We start from the raw sequence: 23,926 nt of genomic DNA, 5'->3' as shown, positions 1-23,926 counted from the left end.
CTCATTTTATACTTCCCACCCACCTTCAAACGCCCCCAACTCCCTTACCATAGATAAATCATGATTACACCAAAGAGATTTCTATCGTCAAAAAACACCCCGACCTGATTTCCGCGCGTGAGAAGTTTTTCTTCGGGAAACACCTCCCCAACATTAAAACCACTGACCCAAAATCCTTCTCAGGAAGCATATACCCTGAGGTTTTTCGCATTTTTAAAGATTGCCTTTATGTAGCATTCCAAAGTTTCTTGCTATGTGTAATAGTAAGCTTATTTTTATATCATATTACTATATGGCTACCGCACGGCTCTTTCAATATTTTACATAACTTCAATGAATGGCTGGAAGCACTAGACTTAAAAATTTTCAAAGATAAGAAAACTAACTCGTCTTTAAAAGTATCTCAAATACCACTTGACTCGATCACATATCCATTCATTCCAGCCACCCTTGCTTGTGGACTGTTCGTCGCACATACTTTAAATGACAGGAAAACCGCTAATTCTAATTCATTAACAAACGAAGACAGGGCAAGAGAAATAGCTTTAGACAAATTCTTGTATCTTGTACTAGTCTCATCGGCATCTTTATGCTGGCCAGCCATACGCATTTCTCGAGATGCAGAGACTAGCGCCTCTGATCCTTACTGCCTGGAGCTGATCATTCCACTCGGAGGTGTTATATTTTGCAGCACCCTAGCATCCTTAGTTCGATACTCCAAGGGAAGCAAGAGACTAAAAGAAGAAGTAGAAGAATGCCGTCGAAAAAATTTATTCAATGCATCGGAGAATTATAGGAAATCCTTGTCTCCACAGCCAGCCTCAAGTTATTCATCGAGGTGGATGAGTTGGATTACTAAGACCCCTATTCTTATTCCCGTTTCCACCTCCACTGTCACTTCAGCACTTGTCACAGTCGGCATCAAGATAGATACTGGTCATTTTATAGCAAACTGGTACTCATTACCCCTCTTAAGCCTATCGTTGCTTCTATTTAAATTCGCCTGGATTAAAGAAATAACCTGTAGGACGATCACTAGAATCCAAGACGGAAAAGAGAGGGTGCCCTCCTTTTTTTTCCTCACCCTTTTTTACTTTTTCTTTTTTATGCATTATTACAGGATTCCTCTTGGAAAACAAGACTCCCGGATTCAGGATCTTTATAACCTCCCTCGGGCTATCCCCTCTGATTTCAATATTCTTTACCGTTCGGGGAAAAGCATTTCACCGCTCAATCGGCATATCTCTAGAGCATGCTTATCAACGAAGCAAAAAAGTAGGGGAAGCGAGAGGTAGTAACTTTTTTAACTATCCCCTCAACGGATACAAAAGATTTTCAACTCATTCTTTTATTACCCCACCTATACAAAAGACACCATCCCCCCGGGAGTCAAATGAATTTATATTAAATTCTGACTATAAATCCAAACCGAGAATCCCAAAATAATATTTAGTTTTTGTGTGGCTAACGCAAACAGTTGTTGCGGATGCGGTTAGGGGCGGGTGAGTTCTGCTGCGAGGTCAGCGAGCTCGGTCCCGCCAGCCATGTGTGTGGTGAGCTCATCAACGGTGATATCGGCGCGGTCAGCTGCCAACGCAACCCTGCCCAGCGTGAGCACCACGAAATGATCACCCACCAAATAAGCATGCTGCGGGTTATGCGTAATAAACACCACCCCAATACCGTCCCTGCGCATCCGGTCGATATACCGCAACACCACACCAGACTGCTTCACCCCCAACGCAGCCGTCGGCTCATCCAACACCACCACCTTCGCGCCGAAAAACACCGCCCGCGCGATAGCGATACATTGCCGCTGCCCACCAGAAAGCGCCCCCACCGGACGATCCACATCAGGCACATCGATCCCGATCCTGCGCAACTCACGCCCCGCCACCTCCTTCATCGCCGCGACATCAAGACGTCCAAACCCCCGCGTCAACTCATGGCCAAGGAAAAAATTCCGCCACACACTCAACAACGGCGCCAACGCCAAATCCTGATACACAGTCGCGATACCAGCAGCATGCGCCTGACGCGGCGAAGAAAACACCGTCGAAACACCCTCCACCTCAAACGTGCCCGACGTATGCGAATGAAGACCCGCAATGATCTTGATCAACGTGGACTTACCGGCACCGTTATCACCCAGAACACACGTCACCTCCCCCGCCCGGACAGTCAGATCCACGCCGCGAAGAGCATCAACATTGCCGTACGACTTACCAACCCCACTCAACCGCAACAGCGGCGCACCAGCAGCGACCTCACTCATCGCCCAGCCACCCTCCGCCGAATGTACAAATTCACCACACACGCCAAAAGCAACATCACCCCAAGAAAACTGGAGAACCAATCAGGGTTCCATCCCGCATAGTTGATGCCCAGCTGGGTCATACCGAAAATCAACGCACCCGTGAACGCCCCCACCACAGACCCATACCCACCAGTCATCAAACAGCCCCCCACCACCGCGGCAATGATGAACACGAACTCCTTACCAACCCCCTCACCGGACTGCACCACCTGGTACTCAAACAACAAATGCATACCGAGAAGCCAGGCACAAAAACCAACAAACATGAACAACCCCACCTGCACAGCCCGCACCGGCACCCCCATCGCCCGCGCCGCATCCGGATCACCCCCCACCGCGAAAACCCAGTTCCCCACCCGTGTGCGCAGCAGCACCCACGACGCCACCGCCGTCAACACCACCCAATACACCACGATCGCGCGAACCGTCACCGGACCCACCTGCACACTGCTAGCAAACACGGCATGCGCGCTATCCCAGCCCTGCATGTCAGAGATCGTCGGAGAAGCAACAGAACCCGTCACCCAGCGAGTAACACCAAGGTTCACGCCCTGCAAAGCGAAAAAAGTCCCCAACGTCACCAAGAAACTCGGCAACCCGGTGCGTGTGAGCAGCCACCCGTTCAGGTAACCGACCCCCACAGAAACAAGCAGCGCGAACACCACCCCCACCCACACGTTCAACCCGAAATACCACGCCCCCAACGACGCCGACAGACCCGAGGTGGTAGCAGCCACCCCCGTCGACAAATCAAACTCGCCACCAATCATGAGGAACGCCACCCCCACCGCAACCACCCCGATCGTGGAAGCCGCATACAGCACCGTGCCCACATTCGCGATGTTCCGGAACGCCGGCGACACCGCGAAAAACAACACAAACACCGCAGCCAGCCCGAAAAACGACCCCACCTCCGGCCGCGCCAACACACCCCGGAACCAGCCACGATCACGGACACGATCCTCACGTGCCCCCTCAACCACAGAAACCACGCCAGCACTCATCGTTTACCTGCCTCGACATAGCGAGAAACTGCGTCAATGTTTTTCGCGTCCACGAACGCTGGGCCCGTAAACACTGGCTGGCCACCACCAGTGACATTCCCGTTCGTTTTGTTCAACCACAACGCATCCACGGCCAAATAGCCCTGCAAATACGGCTGCTGATCAACAGCCCAGCGGATAGAGCCATCCCTGATATGCCGGACTGCTTCTTTAGAAAGATCGAAAGTCACCGTGGCCGCCGAACTACCCGCATCCTGAACCGCTTTCGACGCAGTGATCGCGAACGGAGCCCCCAACGCCACCACATGAGTAACAGATGGGTCTTCCTGCAGCTTGGCAGTGATCTTGGTTTGCACATCAGCCATGTCCGTGCCGTCGACATACAACTTCTCCGTGGCGGGGAAAGCATCTGCCACACCTGCGCAGCGCGCCTCATGGCCAACATTGCCTTGCTCATGGACGACGCATAGAGCTTTCTGCGCGCCCTCCGCTACAAGCCGCTCACCTGCCGCTTTACCCGCAACCCGGTCATCCTGCCCAAAAAACGACAACGCCCCCACCGACTTCCACGCTTCCTGACCGCCGTTGAGCCCCACCACGCTGATCCCTGCCTCGCGGGCTGCTTTCACCTGGGCACTCAACGCATCCGGTTTCGCCAAAGTGACAGCGATACCGTCGACTTTCTTATCGATGGCTTGCCGTATCAGGTTGGCTTGGTTAGCGCCGTTGGGATCTGAGGTGTATTCCAGGACGACGCCGTCTTTAACCGCTGCATCTTCAGCGCCTTTACGCACCACATCCCAGAACGTGTCCCCAGGAGCAGCGTGACTAATGAACGCGACCGTCATGAACTTGGGCGCTGCACCCACTACTTGAGCGTTGCGTTCAGCATTGAGGCGCCCACCTGTGGCGGAACAGCCCGCCACCGCGAAGGTCACCGCGAATAACGCGCTCAGCGAGAGCATGACACGTCGTGAACGCTGCACGCCCATCCCCCTCTTTCGTGACCTGTGTGCGGTCGTTTGTGCAGGCACCGAACGGCACCACCGCGACTGTACCAATCTTCAAGTATTGACATGAAAGTCAACACATCACTGATTCTGCTGCGAATTCACCCGAAAACACGGGATCTACCGCTGCACAAGCAACCCTTTCCGAATGATTATGTCCAGACATAGATACCTAGCTTGGCGAACGGTCCTTATTCATCGCACTCCCCCGCTCAACGCCACCTATCCTGGAAGACGTGACCCGCGAACTGCCCGTTGACATCGACCGGAGCAGCACCGTTCCCCTCTACCAACAGCTCGCTACCCAACTCACCGCCGCCATCCACAACGGCACCCTCAGACCTGGGGACCCCATCGAGAAAGAGGTCGACCTCGCCCACCGCCTCGACCTGTCCCGACCCACCGTCCGTCAAGCTATCTGCGAAATGGTCACTCGCGGCCTGCTCGTACGCCGCCGCGGCATCGGCACCACCGTCGCTCACCAAGTCACGCACCGACGCGGCGAGCTCACCAGCCTCTACGACGATCTCCTCCAAGCCGGACACGAACCCCGCACCGAACTGCTCACCCTCGACACCGACTCCACCTACCCACCAGCTGCCGAAGCGCTCCACCTGCCCTCGCACACCGGGCTAGTGAAAATCGAACGCTTGCGCTACATGAACAACCAGCCCCTAGCGATCCTGTGCAACTGGCTCCCACCGGCTTTCGCTGAGGTGACCGCCACCGAAATCGACCACGGCAGCCTCTATGCGTGGCTGCGCAGCCACGGACAACGCCCTTGCGTAGCCCAACAAACCATCGGCGCACGCTCCGCCACCGCACACGAACGCCGCCACCTACGCCTAGAAGGCCCACACATCCCGGTCTTAACCATGGCTCGCACTGGTTTCGACGCCACCGGCACCCCCCTGGAATACGGGGAGCATCGGTACCGAGCTGACCGATACACATTCGGCCAAACCGTCCACGAAAGCTGACCCAGCCCACCCGGTCACACTCAGGGCGTTTACCCGGCGCGAGCAGCATGAATTGCGCCACACCCAAACAGAACCCCTTGAAGAGCAAACACCTCAAGCTATTCGGTAGTGGTGGATTACCGGGTCTGGTTTACCCCGTGTGACAACACGCACTCGTGAACACTCCACACCAGACATTGGACGTCCTACATCTAGGGTGTGGAGTACCCACCAACCACATCAGAAAGAAACCACCACACCCGGACACATCCACCACACACCCTGCGAGCTCCCCCGTTCCTCCACTACACCGAGATAGGAGCCACATGACTACGGCAACGGCGCCCAGCACTTCGTGGCGCACTGAACTCACCCCCACCCAATGGAAATCATTCTGGGCTGCCTGGGTCGGATACCTGCTAGACGGATTCGACTTCGTCATGATCACCCTGGTCTTGACAGAAATCGGCGCAACATTCCAGGTCAACGCCGCAATGACCGCGACCTTGGTATCAGCAGCCTTCATAGCCCGATGGTTCGGTGGCCTCCTACTCGGAGCAGTCGGAGACCGCTTCGGCCGCAAAGAAGCCATGGTCATCTCGATCCTCCTTTACGCAGGAGGATCAGTCCTATGCGCAATCGCCCCCTGGTTCTGGGTGATATTCGCTGCCCGCGTCTGCATCGGCATGGGCATGGCCGGCGAATACGGCTCCAGCGCCACCTACGTCATCGAATCCTGGCCCACCCACCTACGCAACAAAGCCTCCGGATTCCTCATCTCCGGGTTCTCCATCGGCGCCGGAATCACCGCACAGGTCTACGCCCTCATCGAACACCTATGCAGCGCAACCCCCGCCGAACCATACGCCTGGCGCATCCTGTTCGCGCTGGGGATCATCCCGATCAGTTTAGCACTGTGGCTACGCCGCGCACTACCCGAAGCCGGCGACTACGCCCAGATGCGCGCCGAACAAGAACGCCTAGAAGCCGCCGGCCACACAATTCAACGCACCGACATGGTCTCGATCCTGTTCGCAACCACCACCAGTCGCAGCATCGCCAACGTCGCAGCAGCACTCGTAGCGTTCTCCTCACTCGTAGTGCTCTACCTGTTCAAAGACAGCGTTTCCGGCGGAATCCAAATACTGCTATGGGTACTCGTAGCAGCAGTAATGATCAGCTACATGGTGCAGTTCGAAGGGCGCCGCTGGCCGGTCGGAGTGGGCGTGATGCTCACCGTTTTCGCCGCATTCATGTACTCCTGGCCCCTACAAGCCCTGCTCCCCACCTACTACAAACAAGCCCTGGGAATGAGCACAGAAGTGGCATCAAACCTGGTCACGGCCACATCCTTCGGCGCCGCAGCAGGCTGCATCATGGCCGGATTCCTCGGAGACCGGTTCGGCACCCGCAAGGCCTACTGGTGCTCGCTGCTGTTCTCCGAAGTGTTGATCCTGCCAGTGTTTCTAATCAGCCGAGACATGGTGCATTCCTCGCTCTGGTGGATCGTGCTGCTCGGCGTGTTCATCTTCGTGCAGCAAATGTTCGGGCAAGGAATCGCTGGGCTACTACCCAAGTTCATCGCCAACTATTTCTCTGTTGACAAACGCGCCGCAGGGCTCGGGTTCTCCTACAACGTCGGTGCCCTCGGCGGAGCAATCGCACCTGTTCTCGGCATCGCCCTAGCCGGCGATCCAAAAACCGGCTCCGGAGGGTTACTGCCCGCCGCATGGGGGCTGGGCTGGACGTTATGCATCTTGTCCCTCACGTTCACCGCAATCGTCATCGCCATGATCGCCTTCAACTTCCCCTACCAGTTGCAAAAACTTTTCGCCCCCGAAGCCATACGCCCCACCGACCGAGCAGATTTCGAAACAGCGCAAACAAACATGCTGCTCTCCCGAGAAATCGTCAACGAAAAACCGCCCGCACACGCCTGAACACGTTCATCAACCAACCAAGCTAGAAACGGAAAAACACCCCTATGAGCACTGCTTTCACTGGCGTTATCCCCCCAGTAGTCACCCCCTTAACCGAACAGGGAGAACTCGACATTCCCTCCTTCGAGAAAGTGATCAACCGTCTCCTTACCCACGGCGTCAACGGCCTCTTCATTCTCGGATCAACCTCCGAAGTGGCGTTCTTCGAAGATGACATGCGCGACCACGTCCTACAAGAAGCAGTACGCATCACCGCCGGACGCGCACCCATCCTGGCCGGCGTGATCGACACCGAAACTCGGCGAGTAATCAGCCACATCCGCCGCGCCGAACACATCGGAGTCGACGCTGTCGTCGCCACCGCGCCGTTCTACGCCATCACCGGCCCCACCGAAATCAGTAACCACTTCCGTGCACTCCATCACGCCACCAACCTGCCTATCTTCGCCTACGACCTGCCCGTATGCGTTCACGTAAAACTGCCCGTAGACCTCCTTGTCGAGCTGGGGAGAGAAGGCGCCATAGCCGGAGTGAAAGATTCTTCCGGTGACGACGTCTCCTTCCGCCGTCTGGTCACAGCCAACAAAGCCGCCGGGTCACCTCTATCCGTGCTGACCGGGCACGAGGTAGTCGTTGACGGAGCGTTCATGTCCGGGGCCGACGGTGTTGTTCCCGGCTTAGCCAATGTCGACGCCCGCCCCTACGTCGCCATGTACAAGGCCTACCGTGAAGGCGACTGGGCTGCAGTACGCGCCGAACAAGACACAGCCGCAGCCCTGTTCGAGATCGTGTTCGCCCCGGTCGGCGTCACTGGCCCAGCAGCCGGAGTCGGCGCCTTCAAAACAGCGATGCACCTACTCGGCATCATCACCAGCAACACAATGAGCGTCCCCACCCCCACCCTCACCGGGGAAAACGTCGAACGCGTAGCTGCCGTGCTGCGCCGCGTCGGCATGCTCCAATAAACCCCTGCCCATGCGGAAAGAAAACACGATGATTGAGAAAATGCGCGGCGGACTCGTAGTGTCCTGCCAGGCCTACCCAGGTGAACCCCTACGCCACCCCGAAACCATGGCCCAAATGGCTGCCGCTGTTGAACACGGCGGCGCTGTCGCTGTGCGGGCCCAAGGGATCGCTGATGTAGCAGCAGTCAAAGGACGCACCACAGTCCCTGTTATCGGCATCTGGAAAGCCGGCGAACAGGGAGTTTTCATCACCCCAACCCTGCGTCACGCCCGCGCTGTCGCACTTGCTGGCGCCGACGTGATCGCCCTGGATGGAACCCGACGCCCCCGCCCCGACGGACTCACCCTGGCCGAAACAATCACCCGGTTCAAAGAAGAGTTCGACCTTCCCGTCATGGCCGACTGCGGATCCCTCGCCGATGGCCTAGCCGCAGCCGAAGCCGGGGCAGACCTGATCGGCACCACCTTGTGCGGATACACCGATGAACGCCCCCGCAGCGACGGACCTGACCTAGAAGTCATCGAACAGCTGGTGCACCACCTCGATGGTGCACGCCCAGTAGTGGCTGAAGGACGGATACACACCCCCGCTCAAGCACGACAAGCACTCGACCTAGGTGCACACAGCGTGGTGGTAGGAACAGCGATCACCCACCCCACCAGCATCACCGGATGGTTCGTGAACGCCCTGCAGCAGTGAAGAACACACAGCTCACCGCGCAGCGCGGTGAGCCAACGCCAACCGGGAACGAATGTCATCGAAGTGATGCCACATCGCCTGCCGCGAAGCGTTCGGGTCATCCCCCATGACGCACTGAGCAATCAGCAGGTGCTGCTGGCTCGTGGCACTGACCGCAGGAGTTGACGGGATGCGGTCCTGCGCGCAATGGAACGCATCCCAAAACACATCAATCAGCTCCGTAGCTAAGGCATTCGAGACACCGGAGTACAGCAACTGGTGAAAAGACCGATCGTCTTCAGCGTGAGAGGACGTCCCATCCATCCGGGAGGCCAACTCCATGAGCCGCTGCCCCGTCTGCGGCGACAACGTCCCCGTCACTTCTGCCACCAGTGAGCATTCAAGCAATGCCCGCACTTCAACCAGCTCCCGCATGCCTGCCAAGTCGCGACAGCTATCCCCACCAGTAGGTGACTTCAGTGACCGGAACACCAGACTCGGCCGAATCGCGTCAATCGATGCCGCGCCCACATACGTGCCCAGGCCACGACGAACTTCAACAATCCCCAAAGCTCGCAGCTCCCGAATCGCTTCACGTACCGTGCCGCGCGCCATCGTGAACTGCTCAGCTAGTTCCTGCTCCACCGGCAGCGGATCTCCCTGAACCAGATCGGAGGCAAGGATCCAGTCGAAGATCGCGCGGGCGGCAGGGTTCAAATTCGCACCTACCGCCTGGGGAAGAGCAGCACACATGGAGGCATCCTCCCAGAGGAACGAACACATATTGCTCTTACCTCAACCACAATCGACAAGGAGAAACACTTATGACCGCCGCCACCGTGGCCCTTGACGTAGGACAGTCTGGGACGCGCTGCCGCCTAACCAGCCATGAAGGCTTAATCACCCAGCTTGAACGGCCCGGCATCACCTCTTCAGCGTCAGCACTATCCCAGATCGCCGCGATCATCTCCTCGCTGCCACTAACCAGCCCAACCCGGGTGCTGGTAGGCGCCTCTGGAATCAGCACCAATGACACCGCCGATCAACTACTGACACTGCTACCCGCTGCTGTCACCGAGGTTCGGCTCGCTCATGACTCAATCACCAGCTACCTGGGCTCAGTAGGAAACACCACAGGAGTAGTCACTGCTGCAGGCACAGGAGTAGTCACAATCGCAGCAGGACGCCACGGCCTCGCCCGCGTCGATGGGTGGGGGCATCTGCTCGGCGATGCCGGATCCGGCTATTGGATAGGCCGCGCCGCTCTTGAAGCCGTACTGCGTGACTTTGATGGGCGTGGCCCACACACTGCCCTAACCCCCCTCGTGCAGGAGGCGTTTCCTGATCTGGGCAGCGCATACGTGCAGCTCCAGTCCGACCCCGATCGAGTGCGACGCATCGCCGCGTGGGCGAAAACCACAGCTGAGCTAGCCGCAACAGATGCGGTGTGCCGCACCATCTGTGAAGAAGCAGCCACACAGCTAGCGCACTCAACTATCACTGCACTGCACCGCGTAGGAGAAGACAACCGCACCGACCCTGCCGTGTGCACCACAGGCAACGTATTCACCAGCAACCTCATCCGCGCCAGCGTGCAAGCCCAGGTCCGGGACCGTTTCCCTCAGGCACGCATCACCACCTGCGCCGGGAGCTCCCTGGAAGGAGCCGCCCTGCTCGACGCCCTAGATGCTTCATCGGTGCTGTTCACACACATCTCCACCGCCAACCGGTGACCCCTGCCCTCCAGACCCCACACAGAACACGACCACACCCCAATACCCCCTCACCGCTCCCACCTCCCTACCCTGGAACAGAACCAACATCAGCTCGCCCCGGCCCTGCCCGGGCCACCCCCTCACGTCCCTGCCAGGAGAGGACCCCATGCAGCCGCCCGCCCCCCTTGCCGACACCGAGCTGCGCCGACTCCTCACCTACCTGGCCGCTGCCGCCGTTGCCGGCGGCCAACCCGTCCACGAGGTGGAAGCCGACATCCGCCGCCTCGCAACACGTTTAGGACACCACGGCGTCCAAGTGACGGCCTCACCCACCGGCATCATCCTCTCCCTCGGCGGAGGAACACCTGCCACATTCGAGACCGTCGAAGGCACCCTGCGCCTAGACCAAAGCGCCGACGTCCACGACATCCGAGCCGGACTCATGCGCGGCGACCTCACCCCCACCGACGCCCTCGAACGCCTCTCCCGTCTGCGCGCCATGCCACACAGGTACGGATTCGGCGAATTCAACGGCGGCATGCTCTGCGTCGGCGCCGGCATCGCCCTCATTCTCCAACCCGCCTGGCCAAGCATCCTCTTCGCCATCCTCGCAGGCCAGGTCACCGCCACCCTCATGCGCGCGTCCCGTGGGCGCGCCGCCCTGGGAGCCATGCTCCCGTTCCTCGTCGCGTTCCTCGTCGCCGTCGGTGCCTTCGGAGCCGCGATGGCTGGCCTCATCGACAATCCCATCCGCAGTCTGCTGCCACCGATCGCCGTCCTCCTGCCCGGGGCGCTCATCACCACCGGCATCTCCGAACTCGCCAGCGGCGCCATGACGGCAGGAACCTCCCGACTCGTGTTCGGCGCGGGCCAGCTACTCCTCTTCTCGCTGGGTATCGCGGGGGCAGCATGGATCCTGCGCATCCCACCATCGCTACTCGACACAAGCACCCGCGGTGACCTCGGTTTGTGGGCGCCATTCGTCGGTGTTCTGCTCCTGACAGTCGGCATCAGCGCGATGGAGTCCGTCCCACCGCGCCTCATCGGCTGGATCGCCTTCATGCTGACAATCACCTTGACCGCCCAGATGATCGGCCAGAACCTCTCGGGAGCGCCGTGGTTCGGTGCCTTGCTCGGCGCGATGGTCGCCAGCTTCGGCGCCGCCATCATCGAGCTCTACCGGCCACAGCTTCCCCGCCTCGTCATCTTCCTACCCGCGTTCTGGCTGCTCGTGCCCGGTTCCCTGGGCCTGGTGTCGGTAGCACAACTCGGACTCGCCCCCGCCACTGCCGGCGCGACGCTTCTCATGTCCGCGGAGATCTTCTCCTCCATCGCACTGGGCATCATGCTCGGATCCACTGCTGCCCGCGGAATCACCATCGCCCAACGTCGCCGCCACGCCGCGAAACGGCGCCGATCAGCCCAAACCTCCTGATCACCCAGCGCTGCGCCACATACGAACCTGCGCCTCAGCGCCACTAGCTGCCGCTGAGGTACCGATGTCAACGAACCCTTTGCGGGCGTACAGGCGGACGCTGCCAGGGGTGGTGGCCTCGAGATAGCAGGGGTGTTGACCAGCGCGGTCGATGCCGTGATCCAGGAGCATGCCTCCGATGCCTTTCCCGGGCGTGGTCACTCCCATGAAATGCAGATACCAGTGCGGGGTGCTCGGGTGTGTCTGAGCGTCGCGGACCTCCTGAACGAAGATAGTGGCGATGCGCCACCCCAATGCCGGCATGAGAGGCCCGTAGATCCGGGCCCGTTCCCGCACGGACAGGTCGAGTTCCCCCGGCGCCAGCCACGCCGCCGCACCCACGACCGTCCCGTCCTCGACGGCGACGTCGATAGCCCCTCGCGTTAGGTGATGCTGCGGCAACAGACGCTCCATCCACGCGCTGAACAGCGGCTCCTGATTTTTCGCGCCGCCGAGCATTCCCCTGGTCACAGGATCATCGGCGAACGCCCTCGCCAGCACGGCCGCCACGATAGGCATCTCATCGGCACGGGCGGATCGGATCTCGATGACAGAATCAGCCATGCTCCGATCTTCCGCGACACCACCCACTCCCGGCGCCCCAACCCGACACGTTTCACTCAAAACCACACCCGAGAAACGCCACACGTGGTTAAGCCCATGACCTCCAGGACTTGACGTTCCTGTTACCTCCCATCCCAACGGAAGGTCATGAAAGCGGCCACGAACATAGCGACTGCCCACGCCAGCGACACCAAGACACCGGTGAGAAGCGAGTAGGCAGGGGTGATTCCGCTGAGCCCAGCGCGCAGCATGTCGGCGATGTAAGTGAATGGGAGGGCAAGTCCGACGGCCTCAACCCAGCCAGGCATCATTCGGTAGGGCAAGAAGACGCCACAGAGAAAGAGAAGGCCCGGGCTCACGAAGCCAGCAAGCGCGCCGGTCAATCCAGGGTTATCGGAACGTGCGCCCAGGAACAGTCCCAACGTGAGGCTGCAGGCTGCCACCAAGATCAGACCGAGCGCCACATGCCAGGTGTTACCTGGATGGAAGCTGTCAGTCAGGATGGCGAGCAGCGTGATCATCCCCAACTCGACAACGATGACGCCTATCCGCACAGGCAGCTGGGCAAGGAGAAACACCGTTTTGGAGATCGGGGCCATCCCAAGACTGCGCAGCACGCCGTCCTTGCGGTCCACCGCCATCGGAGCGGCTGTTCCTGACAGTCCAAGGGTCAACGCGCAGAATAAGAAAACAGCCGGTAGCCCGAACTCCAGCGCCGAGACGGTCTGACCGTTGGATAGGCGCAGGTCCGGCATAACAAAGAACATGATGCTGAACGTCATGGGAAAGACCAACGATAGGAACGTTGTTAGCGGATTGCGGAGCAGCTCCTTCAAACTCGCGGAACTCAGCGCACGGAAAGCTTTCATTCTTCATCCTCGTTGATCGGTGACGTCGCCCCCTGCGGTGGATAGGAAAACATCGGTGAGGCTGGGTGGGCGTGTGCGCACGGAATCGGGACGAGTGGTACGTGTGTTGCGCAGCGCGCGCAGACTCGCCTCTCTGTCCTGTGTAATGAGGCGAACAGTGTTCAGGCCGCGATGCTCGACGATGCTGCTCCACACCACACCGGGCAGGGCATTCAGCATCTGCTTGCTCACACTGCTACTCGTCTTGAAGGAGATGCTGCCTTCAAAGGCATAGGAGGCAAGCAGCTCTTCAATAGTTCCCTGTGCCATCAGTTTCCCGCGGTGAATGATGGCGACGCGATCACACAGGGCCTCTGCCTCGTCCATCATCTGCGTCGCGAGCAGAACTGCCCCTCGGCCGGCGCGATTGAGGATGATCTCCCATACCTGCTCCCGAACCAGAGGGTCCAGCCCGACTGTTGGCTCATCGAAGAGAACCACCTCTGTATTGCCGACAAGCGCATGCGCCAGACGCAGCCTCTGGAGTTGCCCTCCCGAGAGCTTGCCGACCAATTTCTTAGCCTCGTCAAGAAGTCCGACGTCGTTGATTGCCACGTCAGGATCCACGGGGTCGGGGTAGAAACTAGCCCACATCTGGACTGACTCTCGCACCGTCAAGTGCTTGTACAGGGCAGACGACTGCGGCTGTAAAGAGAGTTGCCTCGCGACTGCGAGACGATCCCGGCGTGGTGAGTGGCCACATACCCAGATCTCACCCGAATCCAGTTGCCGTCCCCCCACGATGGACTCCATGAGAGTGGTTTTCCCAGCACCGTTGACTCCAAGGATCCCAAAGGTTTCACCGTCATGGACCGTCACATTTAGTCCGTCCAGCACCGGTACGCCGTCATACCGCTTGACCGCGCCTCTAACCTTGACGACCTCTTCCTCACTGGGCTTCGGGCTGCTCATGATGCAACTCCGGTCAACGCCAATCCCGTTATTTCTGCCATGAGCGCCTCTTCTCGTGTGGGGATTCCGAATCGATTTTCGGTGACGTGGATGTGTTGAAAGAGCCGTTAGGGCGGGTTGGTAACCCTCATCTTCCTCGAAGAAGACCTCACCACCCTCACCCATGCTCAACTGTGAGAAGAGCCCGTAAATGACAGAACATCAATGACAGCCCAAATGAGAACGCTCTGCTGCGCGCATATCAACCTCAACACTGCCTTGGCACTTTCAGACACTCCGAGTGTCAAGAAAACTGGTTGGGGTGTCACCACGCGGGACGCCGCTCAGCCAGTGCGACGATGCCGGAGCTGCCGTCGACAGTAACGACGTCGTCGTCCCGCAGCGTCGTAGTGGCGTTACCGACGCCCATGACCGCGGGGATGCCGTACTCACGGGCGACGATCGCCGCGTGAGACAAGCGGCCACCAGTGTCCGCGACGACGGCGGAAGCCAACACGAACAACGGCGTCCACGACGGGTCGGTGTACTGGCAAACCAAAACGTCACCGGGTTGGAGGCGATCAAATGTTTCCGGCCCAGTGATGAGCCGTACCGGTCCGGTCGCAGTGCCGGGGCTGCCGGGTGTGCCTGTGATCGCCCCTTTACTCGCGTCAGTGCCCCAGGCCCACCAGGCTGCGGCCGCTCCCGGCCTGGCAGCCGCTCGCGCAGCAACGACCTGTCGGATCTGCTCGATCGGCAGATCACCCCATAGACCTGCGACGATCTCCTCCAGCGTCAAGTACTTGACGTCATTGATCCGCTCCAGCGCACCCCGGGTGCGAAGACGTTCGGCCATCTCGTCGGTAACGCGGCGTGCAAGGACGTAGGCCTCCTCGATGAGGTATACGGACGCCTCCCGCGCGACGTGGCCGTCTCGCCAGTGCGTCACCGCGCGGTCAAACCCGCGACGCATCAGGCGAGGCAAACGCCGACGGACTTCGGCGACAAGGTCCTCGTGCCGCGGCCCAGATTTCGTCAGGTGTCCGCCGAAGTCGGCCCGCCTCATCGCGGCGACGGTGGCCTCGAGCACAGTCGGCTCTTCTTGCCACGAGCGGTTCGAGAAGGGCAGATACAGCTTGGTCGTGCGGGCACCGTATACGGCGAGGAACGCCTCAACGGCACGGCGGTACGCCGAGTCAGCGGGGTCCAAGAGCGCTAGACGTCGCAGTTCGTGGTCGATGACAGCCGTGGTGAAGTCGAGGTCACCGAGTAGGTCATGGGCGTCAAGGTCGGTGCGGCGAGCGAGACGCAGATACCAGCCCAGGCGCGCTCCGGTCAGTTGGGCAGGTCCGACGTAGTCAAGGAATCGGACGCGGGCGATGTCGTCGACGATGCTCAACACCGCCTGAAGGTGTTCGGCCAGTGCAGTGTCGGCAGCCGTTGCCAGATTGGCGGGCAGCACAGCACACAACCGTCCCCGGAAGGCCTCCTCGGCAGCGGGCCAACCGGCCGGGTCCGGCGCCTGGTAACGCAGGAGTCGGAGTACGCCCCACCCGACGCGCACATCGGGGTGAGCGACCGTGACTGTGCCGTCGTCGGAAACGTTCACGAGCTCGTCGATCGGAGTGGATTCGATGCCGATCGTGGCCATCCCGGCCTGCAGCTGGCGATGCAGTGGGACGATGGCGGCGACATCCAACGGATAGGGGCCTGGATAGTGTTCGATGAGATCTTGGTGGAAGACCCGGGAGAGCCTGCCGATACGGCGCCCGCTCACTGTCCTCGTGGGCGCCATTGCCGTCGCAGCCTCACATGCCTGGCTCTGGACGACAGCGGTCGTGATCGGTCGAGCCTGTAGAACCCACAGTTTGTCAGCGACAAATGCCCATTCGACATCCATCGGCATCCCGAAATGGTCTTCCACCTGGCGCCCGAGTGCGGCAAGACGCAGAACCTGCTCTTCCGTCAGGCACGCACGCTCACGGTCAGCCAAGGGGACGTCAGTCGTGCGTGTGACTGCGCCGTCGCGGTCGATGCGGGTCTGTTTAGCGCCCACGCGGCATTCGAGAATCGTGCCGTCAGCGACGCGGAACTCGTCTGGTGTCACAGCGCCGGATACGACACTCTCGCCCAATCCCCACGAAGCATCGATCAAGGACTCATCGGCGCCGGTGACAGGATTTCGAGTGAACATCACCCCGGCGGTCTGGGCATCGACGAGGCGCTGCACCACCACGGCCAACGCGACGTCGGCATGGTCGAAGCCGTTGCGTTGCCGGTAATCCACAGCCTGCTCAGTCCACATCGAACCCCAGCACCGCTGCACGGCGTTGATGATCGAGTCAACGCCGACGACACCGAGGAAGGTTTCCTGCTGTCCTGCGAAGGAAGCTTCTGGGAGATCTTCAGCCGTCGCGGACGAGCGCACCGCAACCGCGACCTGCTTCCCCCAGGCGTCGAGATGTGCGCTGACCAAGGCACGCAGCCCGTCGGGGACCGACTGCGCTTCAACGGCCTGCCGCACGGCAGGCGCGCCATCGGTGAGCAACCGGGATACGTCGAGGTGCCGCACCACGTCGCGATACGTGTCGGCGTCAATCACGAAGCCTTCTGGCACCGGCAGTCCTGCACGGCACAGCTCACCGAGGTTCGCGGCCTTGCCGCCTGCAGTCGCCAGAGTGGCGTTGTCAAAACCGATAATCATGAGGTTCTCCGGGAGACAAGAAGGCCACACGCCGCGACTAGCAGGAGGGAAGCGAACACACCATCGCTCGCGGCGGGGCCCTGGATGTAGGCGGGCCAGAGCCCGATGAGGGGTACCACGATGGCTGCGCCACCGTGCCGTGCCAGTTGGACGAGAGACAATGTCGAGGCGAGACAGCCCTCATCAGCCATAGCCTGGACCTGCGCCAACACCAGAGGAAGGGCTGCACCGCAGCCGAAGCTGACCCCCACTCCTGCGGCGATGAGCCACGTTTGCCGCCCTCCAAACGCCAACAGCAGCGATGCCCCAACGACGCCCCAACACCAGGTCAGCATGCGTTTACGACCGGCCAGCACCCCACCGGCAACGCTGCCTGCTGCAGCCGCGAGAAGAACTGGCACCAAGCTGCGACCGATCAACTCGACATTGCTGTGGTGCACAGTGGCCAAGGTCCACGGCAAATAGGTCACGATGGCGACCGTCATTCCACCCACGAGAAACGACACACATAGGAGGGAGATCAACGACCTCGTGACCACCGAAGCGCGCATATTTCCCCAGCGGAACTGCCTGCGGGGCACATCATCAGGTGCAGCGGTGGGCATCGAGATCCCGGCAAGCACCCATCCGGTGAGGATGAACGGCATCGTCACCGCCATCATCCAACGCCACCCGGGCCCGCTGGTGAACCAGCCACCCAGAAGAGGTCCCGCAACATTCGCGAGCGCCTGCGCTGCGCCCATCAGCCCGAACGCACGTCCACGGGTCTGGTCCTGCTTGAACAGCCCCATGACTGCGAGTGCTGCGGGGATGAGCATGCCGGCCCCGAAACCTTGTACTGCACGGCATGCGATGAGGGAGCCCATTGATGTGGATGCCATGACCCCGCATGTGCCCATGCCGAAGACTGTCAATCCCCAGGCGTACGTTCGCCGAGCTCCCACGCGATCGGTGAAGATCCCGGCGACCGGCAGGACAAGGGTGGACGTCAGTAGATAGGCGCTGGTTACCCAGGCGTAACAGGCGGGGTGTCCGAGCTCGGTGACGATCGTTGGTGTCGCGGTTGCCAGCAGGGTTTGTTGCAGCGTGGAGGCCACCATCCCCAGCAGGGCCGTCGTCAAGGCGGCCTTCGGATGCAGGGATGGGGTGGTCATTAGACCGCCAGCGCTGACAGCGCTAATTCCAGTTGCGCCGATAACTGGTCTGCCAGGGGGCGGTCGCTCTGGCTCCAAGCCCAGGCAACAACCGGAGCGAAGTAGGCAGAGGCGAGCAGCATCACTGCGGAGTCGAGGTTGACAGGGCGGAGCTCATTGGCGGCCATTCCGTCCCTAATGATCATGGCGAGCAGTTGCAGGAGGGGTTCGCGAGAGGATGTCACGTCTCGGCTGGTCAGCGTGGACAGGCGCGCGATGCACATCTGCCGAGCTGGCTCCTCGTTCGCTGCGAACCAGTCGGCGGCGGCAGCGAAGATGGACCTTAGTCGCTCGGGCGCCGCTGCCTCGGGGCGATCTGCGGCTTTCATTGTGTCGAGGACCTGTTCGCCGAGGAAGGACAGCACGTCCTGCTTCGTTGCGAAGTATGTGAAGAAGGTGCCCTTGCCGATGTCGGCCGCCTCGGAGATCTGCGCCACGGACGTCCGTTCGAATCCTTGGGCTAGGAACAGGGCCATCGCCGCTTCGACGATCCTTTGTCGTGTGGACTCCTTGCGCCGCGCCACTCGCGCGCTCGTAACCATAATATTATGGTTACTCTATTCATGACCGCGGTCAACATTGCATATCTGACTCATTCAACCGACGATGTTGTGCGGGGTTCGGGTTTGCAAGGAAGACATCAACGCCCCCACAACGCCCACCAGCCACCACACCCTCACCCAGCAGCACCCAACCACGGGGTTACTGTTCCAACAGACAGAAACTGCCTAAAAAGGCAGCGAATACATTTGGGCGAGAGGCAGATAACAACGTGGACGCGGACATCATCGTCGTAGGAGCCGGACTAGCCGGCCTCGTAGCCGCAACAGAAGCAGCAGATGCCGGCCGACGCGTCCTGATCATCGACCAAGAAGGCGAACAAAACCTCGGCGGACAAGCCTTCTGGTCCCTCGGCGGACTGTTCTTCATCGACTCACCCGAACAACGCCGCATGGGCATCAACGACTCACACGAACTAGCAACCCAAGACTGGTTCGGCAGCGCACAATTCGACCGCGAAGAAGACTACTGGCCACGCCAATGGGCCAACGCCTACCTCGACTTCGCCGCCGGTGAAAAACGCGCCTGGCTCCGATCCCTCGGACACCGCATCTTCCCCATCGTCGGATGGGCCGAACGCGGCGACGGCCGCGCCGAAGGACACGGAAACTCTGTCCCCCGCTTCCACATCACCCGCGGCACCGGCCCCGCCCTGGTCAAAATCTTCGAACGCCGCATCCGCAAACACGCCAAAAACGACCGCATCCGCTTCGCCTTCCGCCACCGCGTCGACGAACTCATCACCACCAACGGAGCCGTCACCGGCGTCCGCTGCGCCATCCTCGCCCCCGACGACGCCCCCCGCGGCGCCGCCACCAACCGCGACATCACCGGCGAAACCGAATTCCACGCACCCGCCGTACTCGTCTCCTCCGGCGGCATCGGCGGCAACCACGACCTCGTCCGCCGCGCCTGGCCACAACGCCTCGGCACCCCACCAAAACACATGGTCACCGGCGTCCCCGCACACGTCGACGGACGCATGCTCGCCATCACCGAACGCAGCGGCGGACGCATCATCAACCCCGACCGCATGTGGCACTACACCGAAGGCCTCCAAAACTGGGACTCCATCTGGCCCAACCACGGAATCCGTATCCTCCCCGGCCCTTCCAGCCTCTGGCTCGACGCCACCGGAAACCGACTCCCCGCCCCCTACTTCCCTGGCTTCGACACACTCGGAACCCTGCGCCACCTGCGCACCACCGGATACGACCACAGCTGGTTCGTTCTTACCCAAAAAGTCATCGAAAAAGAATTCGCCCTCTCCGGATCCGAACAAAACCCCGACCTCACCAACCAAAAAATCGGGCTTATGCTCTCCCGCATCGCCAGCCGCGGCGCCCCCGGCCCCGTCGAAGCCTTCAAAAAACACGGAGCCGACTTCATCGTCGCCGACACCATCCACGACCTCGTCACCGGCATGAACACCCTCGAACCAGGCCCCAACGGCACCGGTCTCATCGACGAAGAAACCCTCACCCACCTCATCACCTGCCGCGACCGAGAACTCAACAACGAAGTCACCAAAGACACCCAACTCACCTTCATCCGCGAACACCGCCGCGGCTGGGGAGACCGCGTCCTACGCACCGCCGCACCCCACGCCTTCAGCGACCCAGCCAACGGCCCCCTCATCGCCGTGCGCCTACACGTCCTCACCCGCAAAACCCTCGGCGGCCTCGAAACCGACCTCCAAGGACGCTGCCTACGCCACGACGGAACAGCAGTCCCCGGCCTCTACGCAGCCGGAGAAGTCAGCGGATTCGGCGGCGGCGGCATGATGGGATACAACGCCCTCGAAGGCACCTTCCTAGGCGGGTGCCTATTCTCCGGCCGACAAGCAGGAAAAGCGATGGCCCAAGCCCTGGCCTAACACCACCAGCCCTGCCCCACCGGCACGATTGTTAGCATCCTGCACAGGCGGCGCCCCCAAACAACAACCTCACAGGCGCCGCCATCACCCACCAAACACCCAACCCGTAAGGACACGTATGGACTGGGGCCAAGCGCTCTCTCTCGGCGTCGTACAAGGACTCACCGAATTCCTCCCCATCTCCTCCAGCGCACACGTGTCCCTCGCCGGCCGTTTCTTCGGCAAAGACCCCGGCGCAGCATTCACCGCCATCACCCAGCTCGGCACCGAAGCCGCCGTCCTCCTCTACTTCCGTAAAGACATCGGCCGTATCGCCAAACGCTGGTGCAAAGCCGTCACCGGAAAAATCCCCCACTCCGACCCCGACGCCCGCATGGGCTGGCTCGTCATCGTCGGCTCCATCCCGATCGGTGCCCTGGGCATCGTCCTATCTGACCTCATCAAAGGCCCCTTCCGCAGCCTCTGGGTCACCGCAACCATGCTGATCGTCTTCTCCGCTGTCATTTGGTTCGCTGACCGCAACGCACGCCAAACCAAAGACCTCACCAACCTCACCATCAGCGACGGGCTCCGCTACGGACTCTGGCAAGCCTGCGCACTCATCCCCGGCGTTTCCCGCTCCGGCGGCACCATCTCCGGCGGACTCCTCATGGGATACAGCCGCGAAGCAGCCACCCGCTACTCATTCCTCCTAGCCGTCCCCGCCGTCCTAGCCTCAGGCTTCCAACAACTGTTCGATATCAGCTCTGACCCAACCCCACCAGCCTGGGGCCCCATCATGGGCGCCACAACCGTGTCTTTCTTCATCGGATACGCCGTCATCGCATGGCTGCTGCGCTACGTCTCCACCCACAACTTCACCCCCTTCGTTATCTACCGCATCGCCCTAGCCATCGGCCTCATCATCGCCCTCAGCACCGGCACAATCCCCGCCATCGACCCCGGCACCAGCCAATCCTGACCTCTCCCCCGGCGACCTGGCACCTCCTGACCCACCGCACGGGTTAAACACCCATGCCCCAACAAAGGGCACCCAAACTCCAGCGATCCACCGCCACCTGCCCGATGAGGAATGCAGAAACACACCCCGCGGCAGCGAGAAGGAAGGACCACCATGCTCGGCTTCCACGTGACCATCGTCCCTGCCCCTGACCTAGCTGCCTCCCGTTCCTTCTACGCCGCTCTCACCGGAACCGACCCCGTAGTCACCAACGACGAATACGTCGGTTTCCAAATCGAAAACATGCACCTTGGCCTTGACCCTCACGGCACCCCCTCCCCCAAAGGAATCACCCCCTACTGGTCCACCGAGAACATCACCAATCTGCTGCGAATCCTCGCCGACAACGGCGGAACCGTTTTGACTACCCCGTTCGATGTGGGTGGTGGACGTCTCATTGCCAGGGTCTCTGACCCTGCCGGTAACGTCATCGGCATCACCGAAGACCCCGAACCAGCTCCAGCCTGACCTGCAAGCAAAGGAGAAGCGCCCCGATGCCACCTCGCCTGCGCATCAAACGCATCATCGCGGCCATTGTCGCTGCTGCGCTGACCCTCTTCGTGGCTGTCCCCGCTGGCCTTGTCTTCTTTCCTGTTGCTGATGAGCCCACAACATCGGATGCGATCCTCGTCGTAGGACCCCCGTTTCCGGGACGAGTTGCTTTAGCTGACAAGCTCATGCGCGAAGGGAAAGCCCGCACCCTAGTTGTGGCGACTTTTGCTGGTCAAGAACGCCGTCAAGGCGTAACCATCTGCAACCAGAAGCAGCCTTACCCGGTTAAATGCTTTGTTCCTTCGCCTTACACCACGCGCGGTGAGGCGCAGAACTTCTCGCAGATGGCGCAGCAAAATAACTGGAATTCGGTGCAGGTGATCACGTTCTGGCCGCACGCGAATCGGGTACGAACTCTTGTGAATCGGTGTTTTGACGGCAAGGTTGATGTTCTTGTCGCCCAAGACCATGTGGGCGCCCATGAGGTACTGCACCATATGGGCGGCTGGGCCAAGATGCTGACCTACTGGAGCTGCTGAGCAGCTCCAATCTCGTTCTGTTCTTGCATCATCAGATGTTGGATGAGCACAAAGAGTTGCTGGGGCGGCATAGCCTGGTTGCATGACATACCTGGTTCTCACAGCCAATGCTGGTGATGGCACCATCTCGACTTTGCGACTAACTCCACGTGAGGATGGTTCTGCCGCGGCGATGGATGTGCTTGCGACAAGCCCAGGCGGTAAAGGAAACTCGACTATCGCGGTCGATGCGCGGCGTGACTTGGTGTACACGACATATAAGCCCGCTACAGACAAAGACCAGGCTGGTATTGCGGTGCTTGAGCTGGACCGCTCCTGCGGCGCGCTAACTGAACTGCACCGGTTCGATGTCGATGCAAGTCTGGCGTATCTAGACCTGTCTGATGATGGTGAATTTCTTGTGGGGGCCAGCTACCACGGTGGTTTTGGTGCTGTATGGCGGGTGCGCGATGGGGTGATTGGTGAGCAAACCTCCCGGGTGGAGTTCGCGAACGTGCACTGCAGCCGGGTAGTGGGTGACCGGGTGTATTTCGTTGCGCTGGGTGATGATTTGGTGGCGCAGTATCAGTTGTTGCCCAATGGGTCGCTGGTGGCTTTGGGTGGGGAAACCGTGGTGCTGCCTTTCGGTAGCGGGCCTCGCCATCTGGTAGTTGATGGCGAGAACGCGTATGTGGTGACAGAGTTTTCTGGTGAAGTGATGCGCCTTTCGGTGGGAGTAGATGGTGCGCTGTCGCCAGGTGAGGCGACGTTGCAGGTGCGCCCTGATTCAGGGTTGCGGCACAGCCGGTTTGGGGCCGACCCGTTGGCAGAGGGGCTGGTGTGGGGTGCGGATGTGCATATTGCGGGTAGCTGGCTGTTGGCATCGGAGCGGAATGCCTCGACATTGGCGGTGATTAGCCGGGATGAGCAGGGTGTTTTGGGTGAGGTGGTGGACATAGTTACCACGGAAAAGCAGCCTCGTGGCTTCGGTGTGACGCCAGATGGCCAGTTTGTGGTGGCAGTGGGAGAAAAATCGACGACAGCGCGGCTATACCGCGTGAGTGAAGAAGGATCGCTGCTCGATATTGGGTCTGCGCAGGTTGGGGCCGGCGCGAACTGGGTCAGTTTCATCGAGGCCTGATCTGTTGTTGGTCGT

At 60.3% G+C, this 23,926-nt stretch carries 22 protein-coding genes; 11 read left to right on the top strand and 11 right to left on the bottom strand.

What is annotated here, in order from left to right:
* Window positions 1-403 precede the first annotated feature (403 nt).
* The 4 genes from AC2T9U_RS00585 to AC2T9U_RS00570 all read right to left on the bottom strand — a co-directional run bounded on the left by AC2T9U_RS00585 (window position 404) and on the right by AC2T9U_RS00570 (window position 4,313).
* A complete protein-coding gene (locus AC2T9U_RS00585; protein WP_493696274.1) occupies window positions 404-604 on the bottom strand; it encodes a hypothetical protein in 201 nt (66 codons plus the stop codon).
* 888 nt (window positions 605-1,492) lie between these two features.
* Window positions 1,493-2,275 carry an ATP-binding cassette domain-containing protein gene (locus tag AC2T9U_RS00580; protein WP_115031798.1) on the bottom strand — a complete coding sequence of 261 codons (783 nt, stop codon included), beginning with the start codon at window positions 2,273-2,275 and terminating at the stop codon, window positions 1,493-1,495.
* The gene (locus AC2T9U_RS00575; RefSeq protein WP_493696273.1) at window positions 2,272-3,321 is read right to left on the bottom strand and encodes an ABC transporter permease; all 1,050 of its coding nucleotides are present in this window, start codon (window positions 3,319-3,321) and stop codon (window positions 2,272-2,274) included. Before AC2T9U_RS00575 ends, AC2T9U_RS00580 begins: the two co-directional genes overlap by 4 nt.
* The gene (locus AC2T9U_RS00570; RefSeq protein ID WP_208304090.1) at window positions 3,318-4,313 is read right to left on the bottom strand and encodes a sugar ABC transporter substrate-binding protein; all 996 of its coding nucleotides are present in this window, start codon (window positions 4,311-4,313) and stop codon (window positions 3,318-3,320) included. Before AC2T9U_RS00570 ends, AC2T9U_RS00575 begins: the two co-directional genes overlap by 4 nt.
* Before the next feature lie 254 nt (window positions 4,314-4,567).
* Here AC2T9U_RS00570 and AC2T9U_RS00565 point away from each other — a divergent pair, with 254 nt between their 5' ends.
* The 4 genes from AC2T9U_RS00565 to AC2T9U_RS00550 all read left to right on the top strand — a co-directional run bounded on the left by AC2T9U_RS00565 (window position 4,568) and on the right by AC2T9U_RS00550 (window position 8,895).
* Window positions 4,568-5,311, top strand: coding sequence for a GntR family transcriptional regulator (locus tag AC2T9U_RS00565; protein ID WP_493696272.1), 744 nt, complete (start codon window positions 4,568-4,570; stop codon window positions 5,309-5,311).
* 305 nt (window positions 5,312-5,616) lie between these two features.
* Window positions 5,617-7,230 (top strand): MFS transporter, encoded by a 1,614-nt coding sequence (locus AC2T9U_RS00560; RefSeq protein WP_493696271.1) that lies wholly within the window; start codon window positions 5,617-5,619, stop codon window positions 7,228-7,230.
* A 44-nt stretch (window positions 7,231-7,274) separates the two neighbouring features.
* Window positions 7,275-8,195: a dihydrodipicolinate synthase family protein gene (locus tag AC2T9U_RS00555; RefSeq protein WP_493696270.1), complete on the top strand. Its 921-nt coding sequence runs from the start codon at window positions 7,275-7,277 to the stop codon at window positions 8,193-8,195.
* Between the two features lie 10 nt (window positions 8,196-8,205).
* Window positions 8,206-8,895: an N-acetylmannosamine-6-phosphate 2-epimerase gene (locus AC2T9U_RS00550; protein WP_115031810.1), complete on the top strand. Its 690-nt coding sequence runs from the start codon at window positions 8,206-8,208 to the stop codon at window positions 8,893-8,895.
* Between the two features lie 12 nt (window positions 8,896-8,907).
* Here the strand turns inward: AC2T9U_RS00550 and AC2T9U_RS00545 are convergent, their stop codons facing one another.
* Window positions 8,908-9,657 (bottom strand): FadR/GntR family transcriptional regulator, encoded by a 750-nt coding sequence (locus AC2T9U_RS00545; protein WP_493696269.1) that lies wholly within the window; start codon window positions 9,655-9,657, stop codon window positions 8,908-8,910.
* 41 nt (window positions 9,658-9,698) lie between these two features.
* Between AC2T9U_RS00545 and AC2T9U_RS00540 the strand changes: the two genes are divergently transcribed.
* On the top strand, window positions 9,699-10,607 hold the full coding sequence (locus tag AC2T9U_RS00540) for an N-acetylglucosamine kinase (protein ID WP_493696268.1): 909 nt from the start codon (window positions 9,699-9,701) through the stop codon (window positions 10,605-10,607).
* Window positions 10,608-10,755: 148 nt separating this feature from the next.
* Window positions 10,756-12,024 (top strand): threonine/serine exporter family protein, encoded by a 1,269-nt coding sequence (locus AC2T9U_RS00535; RefSeq protein WP_493696267.1) that lies wholly within the window; start codon window positions 10,756-10,758, stop codon window positions 12,022-12,024.
* On the opposite strand, the gene AC2T9U_RS00530 is transcribed toward AC2T9U_RS00535, so the two are convergent.
* The 6 genes from AC2T9U_RS00530 to AC2T9U_RS00505 all read right to left on the bottom strand — a co-directional run bounded on the left by AC2T9U_RS00530 (window position 12,025) and on the right by AC2T9U_RS00505 (window position 18,865).
* A complete protein-coding gene (locus AC2T9U_RS00530) occupies window positions 12,025-12,627 on the bottom strand; it encodes a GNAT family N-acetyltransferase (protein ID WP_493696266.1) in 603 nt (200 codons plus the stop codon).
* Window positions 12,628-12,749: 122 nt separating this feature from the next.
* Window positions 12,750-13,496: an ABC transporter permease gene (locus tag AC2T9U_RS00525; protein ID WP_493696265.1), complete on the bottom strand. Its 747-nt coding sequence runs from the start codon at window positions 13,494-13,496 to the stop codon at window positions 12,750-12,752.
* Between the two features lie 3 nt (window positions 13,497-13,499).
* The gene (locus AC2T9U_RS00520) at window positions 13,500-14,447 is read right to left on the bottom strand and encodes an ABC transporter ATP-binding protein (RefSeq protein WP_493696264.1); all 948 of its coding nucleotides are present in this window, start codon (window positions 14,445-14,447) and stop codon (window positions 13,500-13,502) included.
* Window positions 14,448-14,751: 304 nt separating this feature from the next.
* Window positions 14,752-17,130, bottom strand: coding sequence for a PEP/pyruvate-binding domain-containing protein (locus AC2T9U_RS00515; RefSeq protein WP_493696263.1), 2,379 nt, complete (start codon window positions 17,128-17,130; stop codon window positions 14,752-14,754).
* Window positions 17,127-18,284, bottom strand: a complete 1,158-nt coding sequence (locus tag AC2T9U_RS00510; RefSeq protein ID WP_493696262.1) for an MFS transporter — start codon at window positions 18,282-18,284, stop codon at window positions 17,127-17,129. The genes AC2T9U_RS00515 and AC2T9U_RS00510 overlap by 4 nt, the downstream gene beginning before the upstream one ends.
* Window positions 18,284-18,865, bottom strand: a complete 582-nt coding sequence (locus AC2T9U_RS00505) for a TetR/AcrR family transcriptional regulator (protein WP_493696261.1) — start codon at window positions 18,863-18,865, stop codon at window positions 18,284-18,286. The genes AC2T9U_RS00510 and AC2T9U_RS00505 overlap by 1 nt, the downstream gene beginning before the upstream one ends.
* A gap of 230 nt (window positions 18,866-19,095) precedes the next feature.
* On the opposite strand from AC2T9U_RS00505, the gene AC2T9U_RS00500 reads away from it, so the two are divergent.
* From AC2T9U_RS00500 to AC2T9U_RS00480, 5 genes are all read left to right on the top strand, one after another.
* Complete coding sequence (locus AC2T9U_RS00500) at window positions 19,096-20,760, top strand: FAD-binding dehydrogenase (protein ID WP_493696260.1); 1,665 nt, start codon at window positions 19,096-19,098, stop codon at window positions 20,758-20,760.
* Window positions 20,761-20,878: 118 nt separating this feature from the next.
* A complete protein-coding gene (locus AC2T9U_RS00495) occupies window positions 20,879-21,721 on the top strand; it encodes an undecaprenyl-diphosphate phosphatase (RefSeq protein ID WP_115031830.1) in 843 nt (280 codons plus the stop codon).
* Between the two features lie 153 nt (window positions 21,722-21,874).
* Window positions 21,875-22,228, top strand: a complete 354-nt coding sequence (locus tag AC2T9U_RS00490) for a VOC family protein (RefSeq protein ID WP_181816110.1) — start codon at window positions 21,875-21,877, stop codon at window positions 22,226-22,228.
* A gap of 26 nt (window positions 22,229-22,254) precedes the next feature.
* A complete protein-coding gene (locus AC2T9U_RS00485) occupies window positions 22,255-22,791 on the top strand; it encodes a YdcF family protein (RefSeq protein WP_493696259.1) in 537 nt (178 codons plus the stop codon).
* An 82-nt stretch (window positions 22,792-22,873) separates the two neighbouring features.
* Window positions 22,874-23,911 (top strand): lactonase family protein, encoded by a 1,038-nt coding sequence (locus AC2T9U_RS00480; protein ID WP_493696258.1) that lies wholly within the window; start codon window positions 22,874-22,876, stop codon window positions 23,909-23,911.
* The last annotated feature ends 15 nt before the right edge of the window (window positions 23,912-23,926 follow it).

The organism is Dermatophilus sp. B7861-1, from assembly GCF_058996045.1.
Note: the sequence above shows the minus strand (reverse complement) of the source record. Positions and strands in the feature narration are given on the sequence as shown.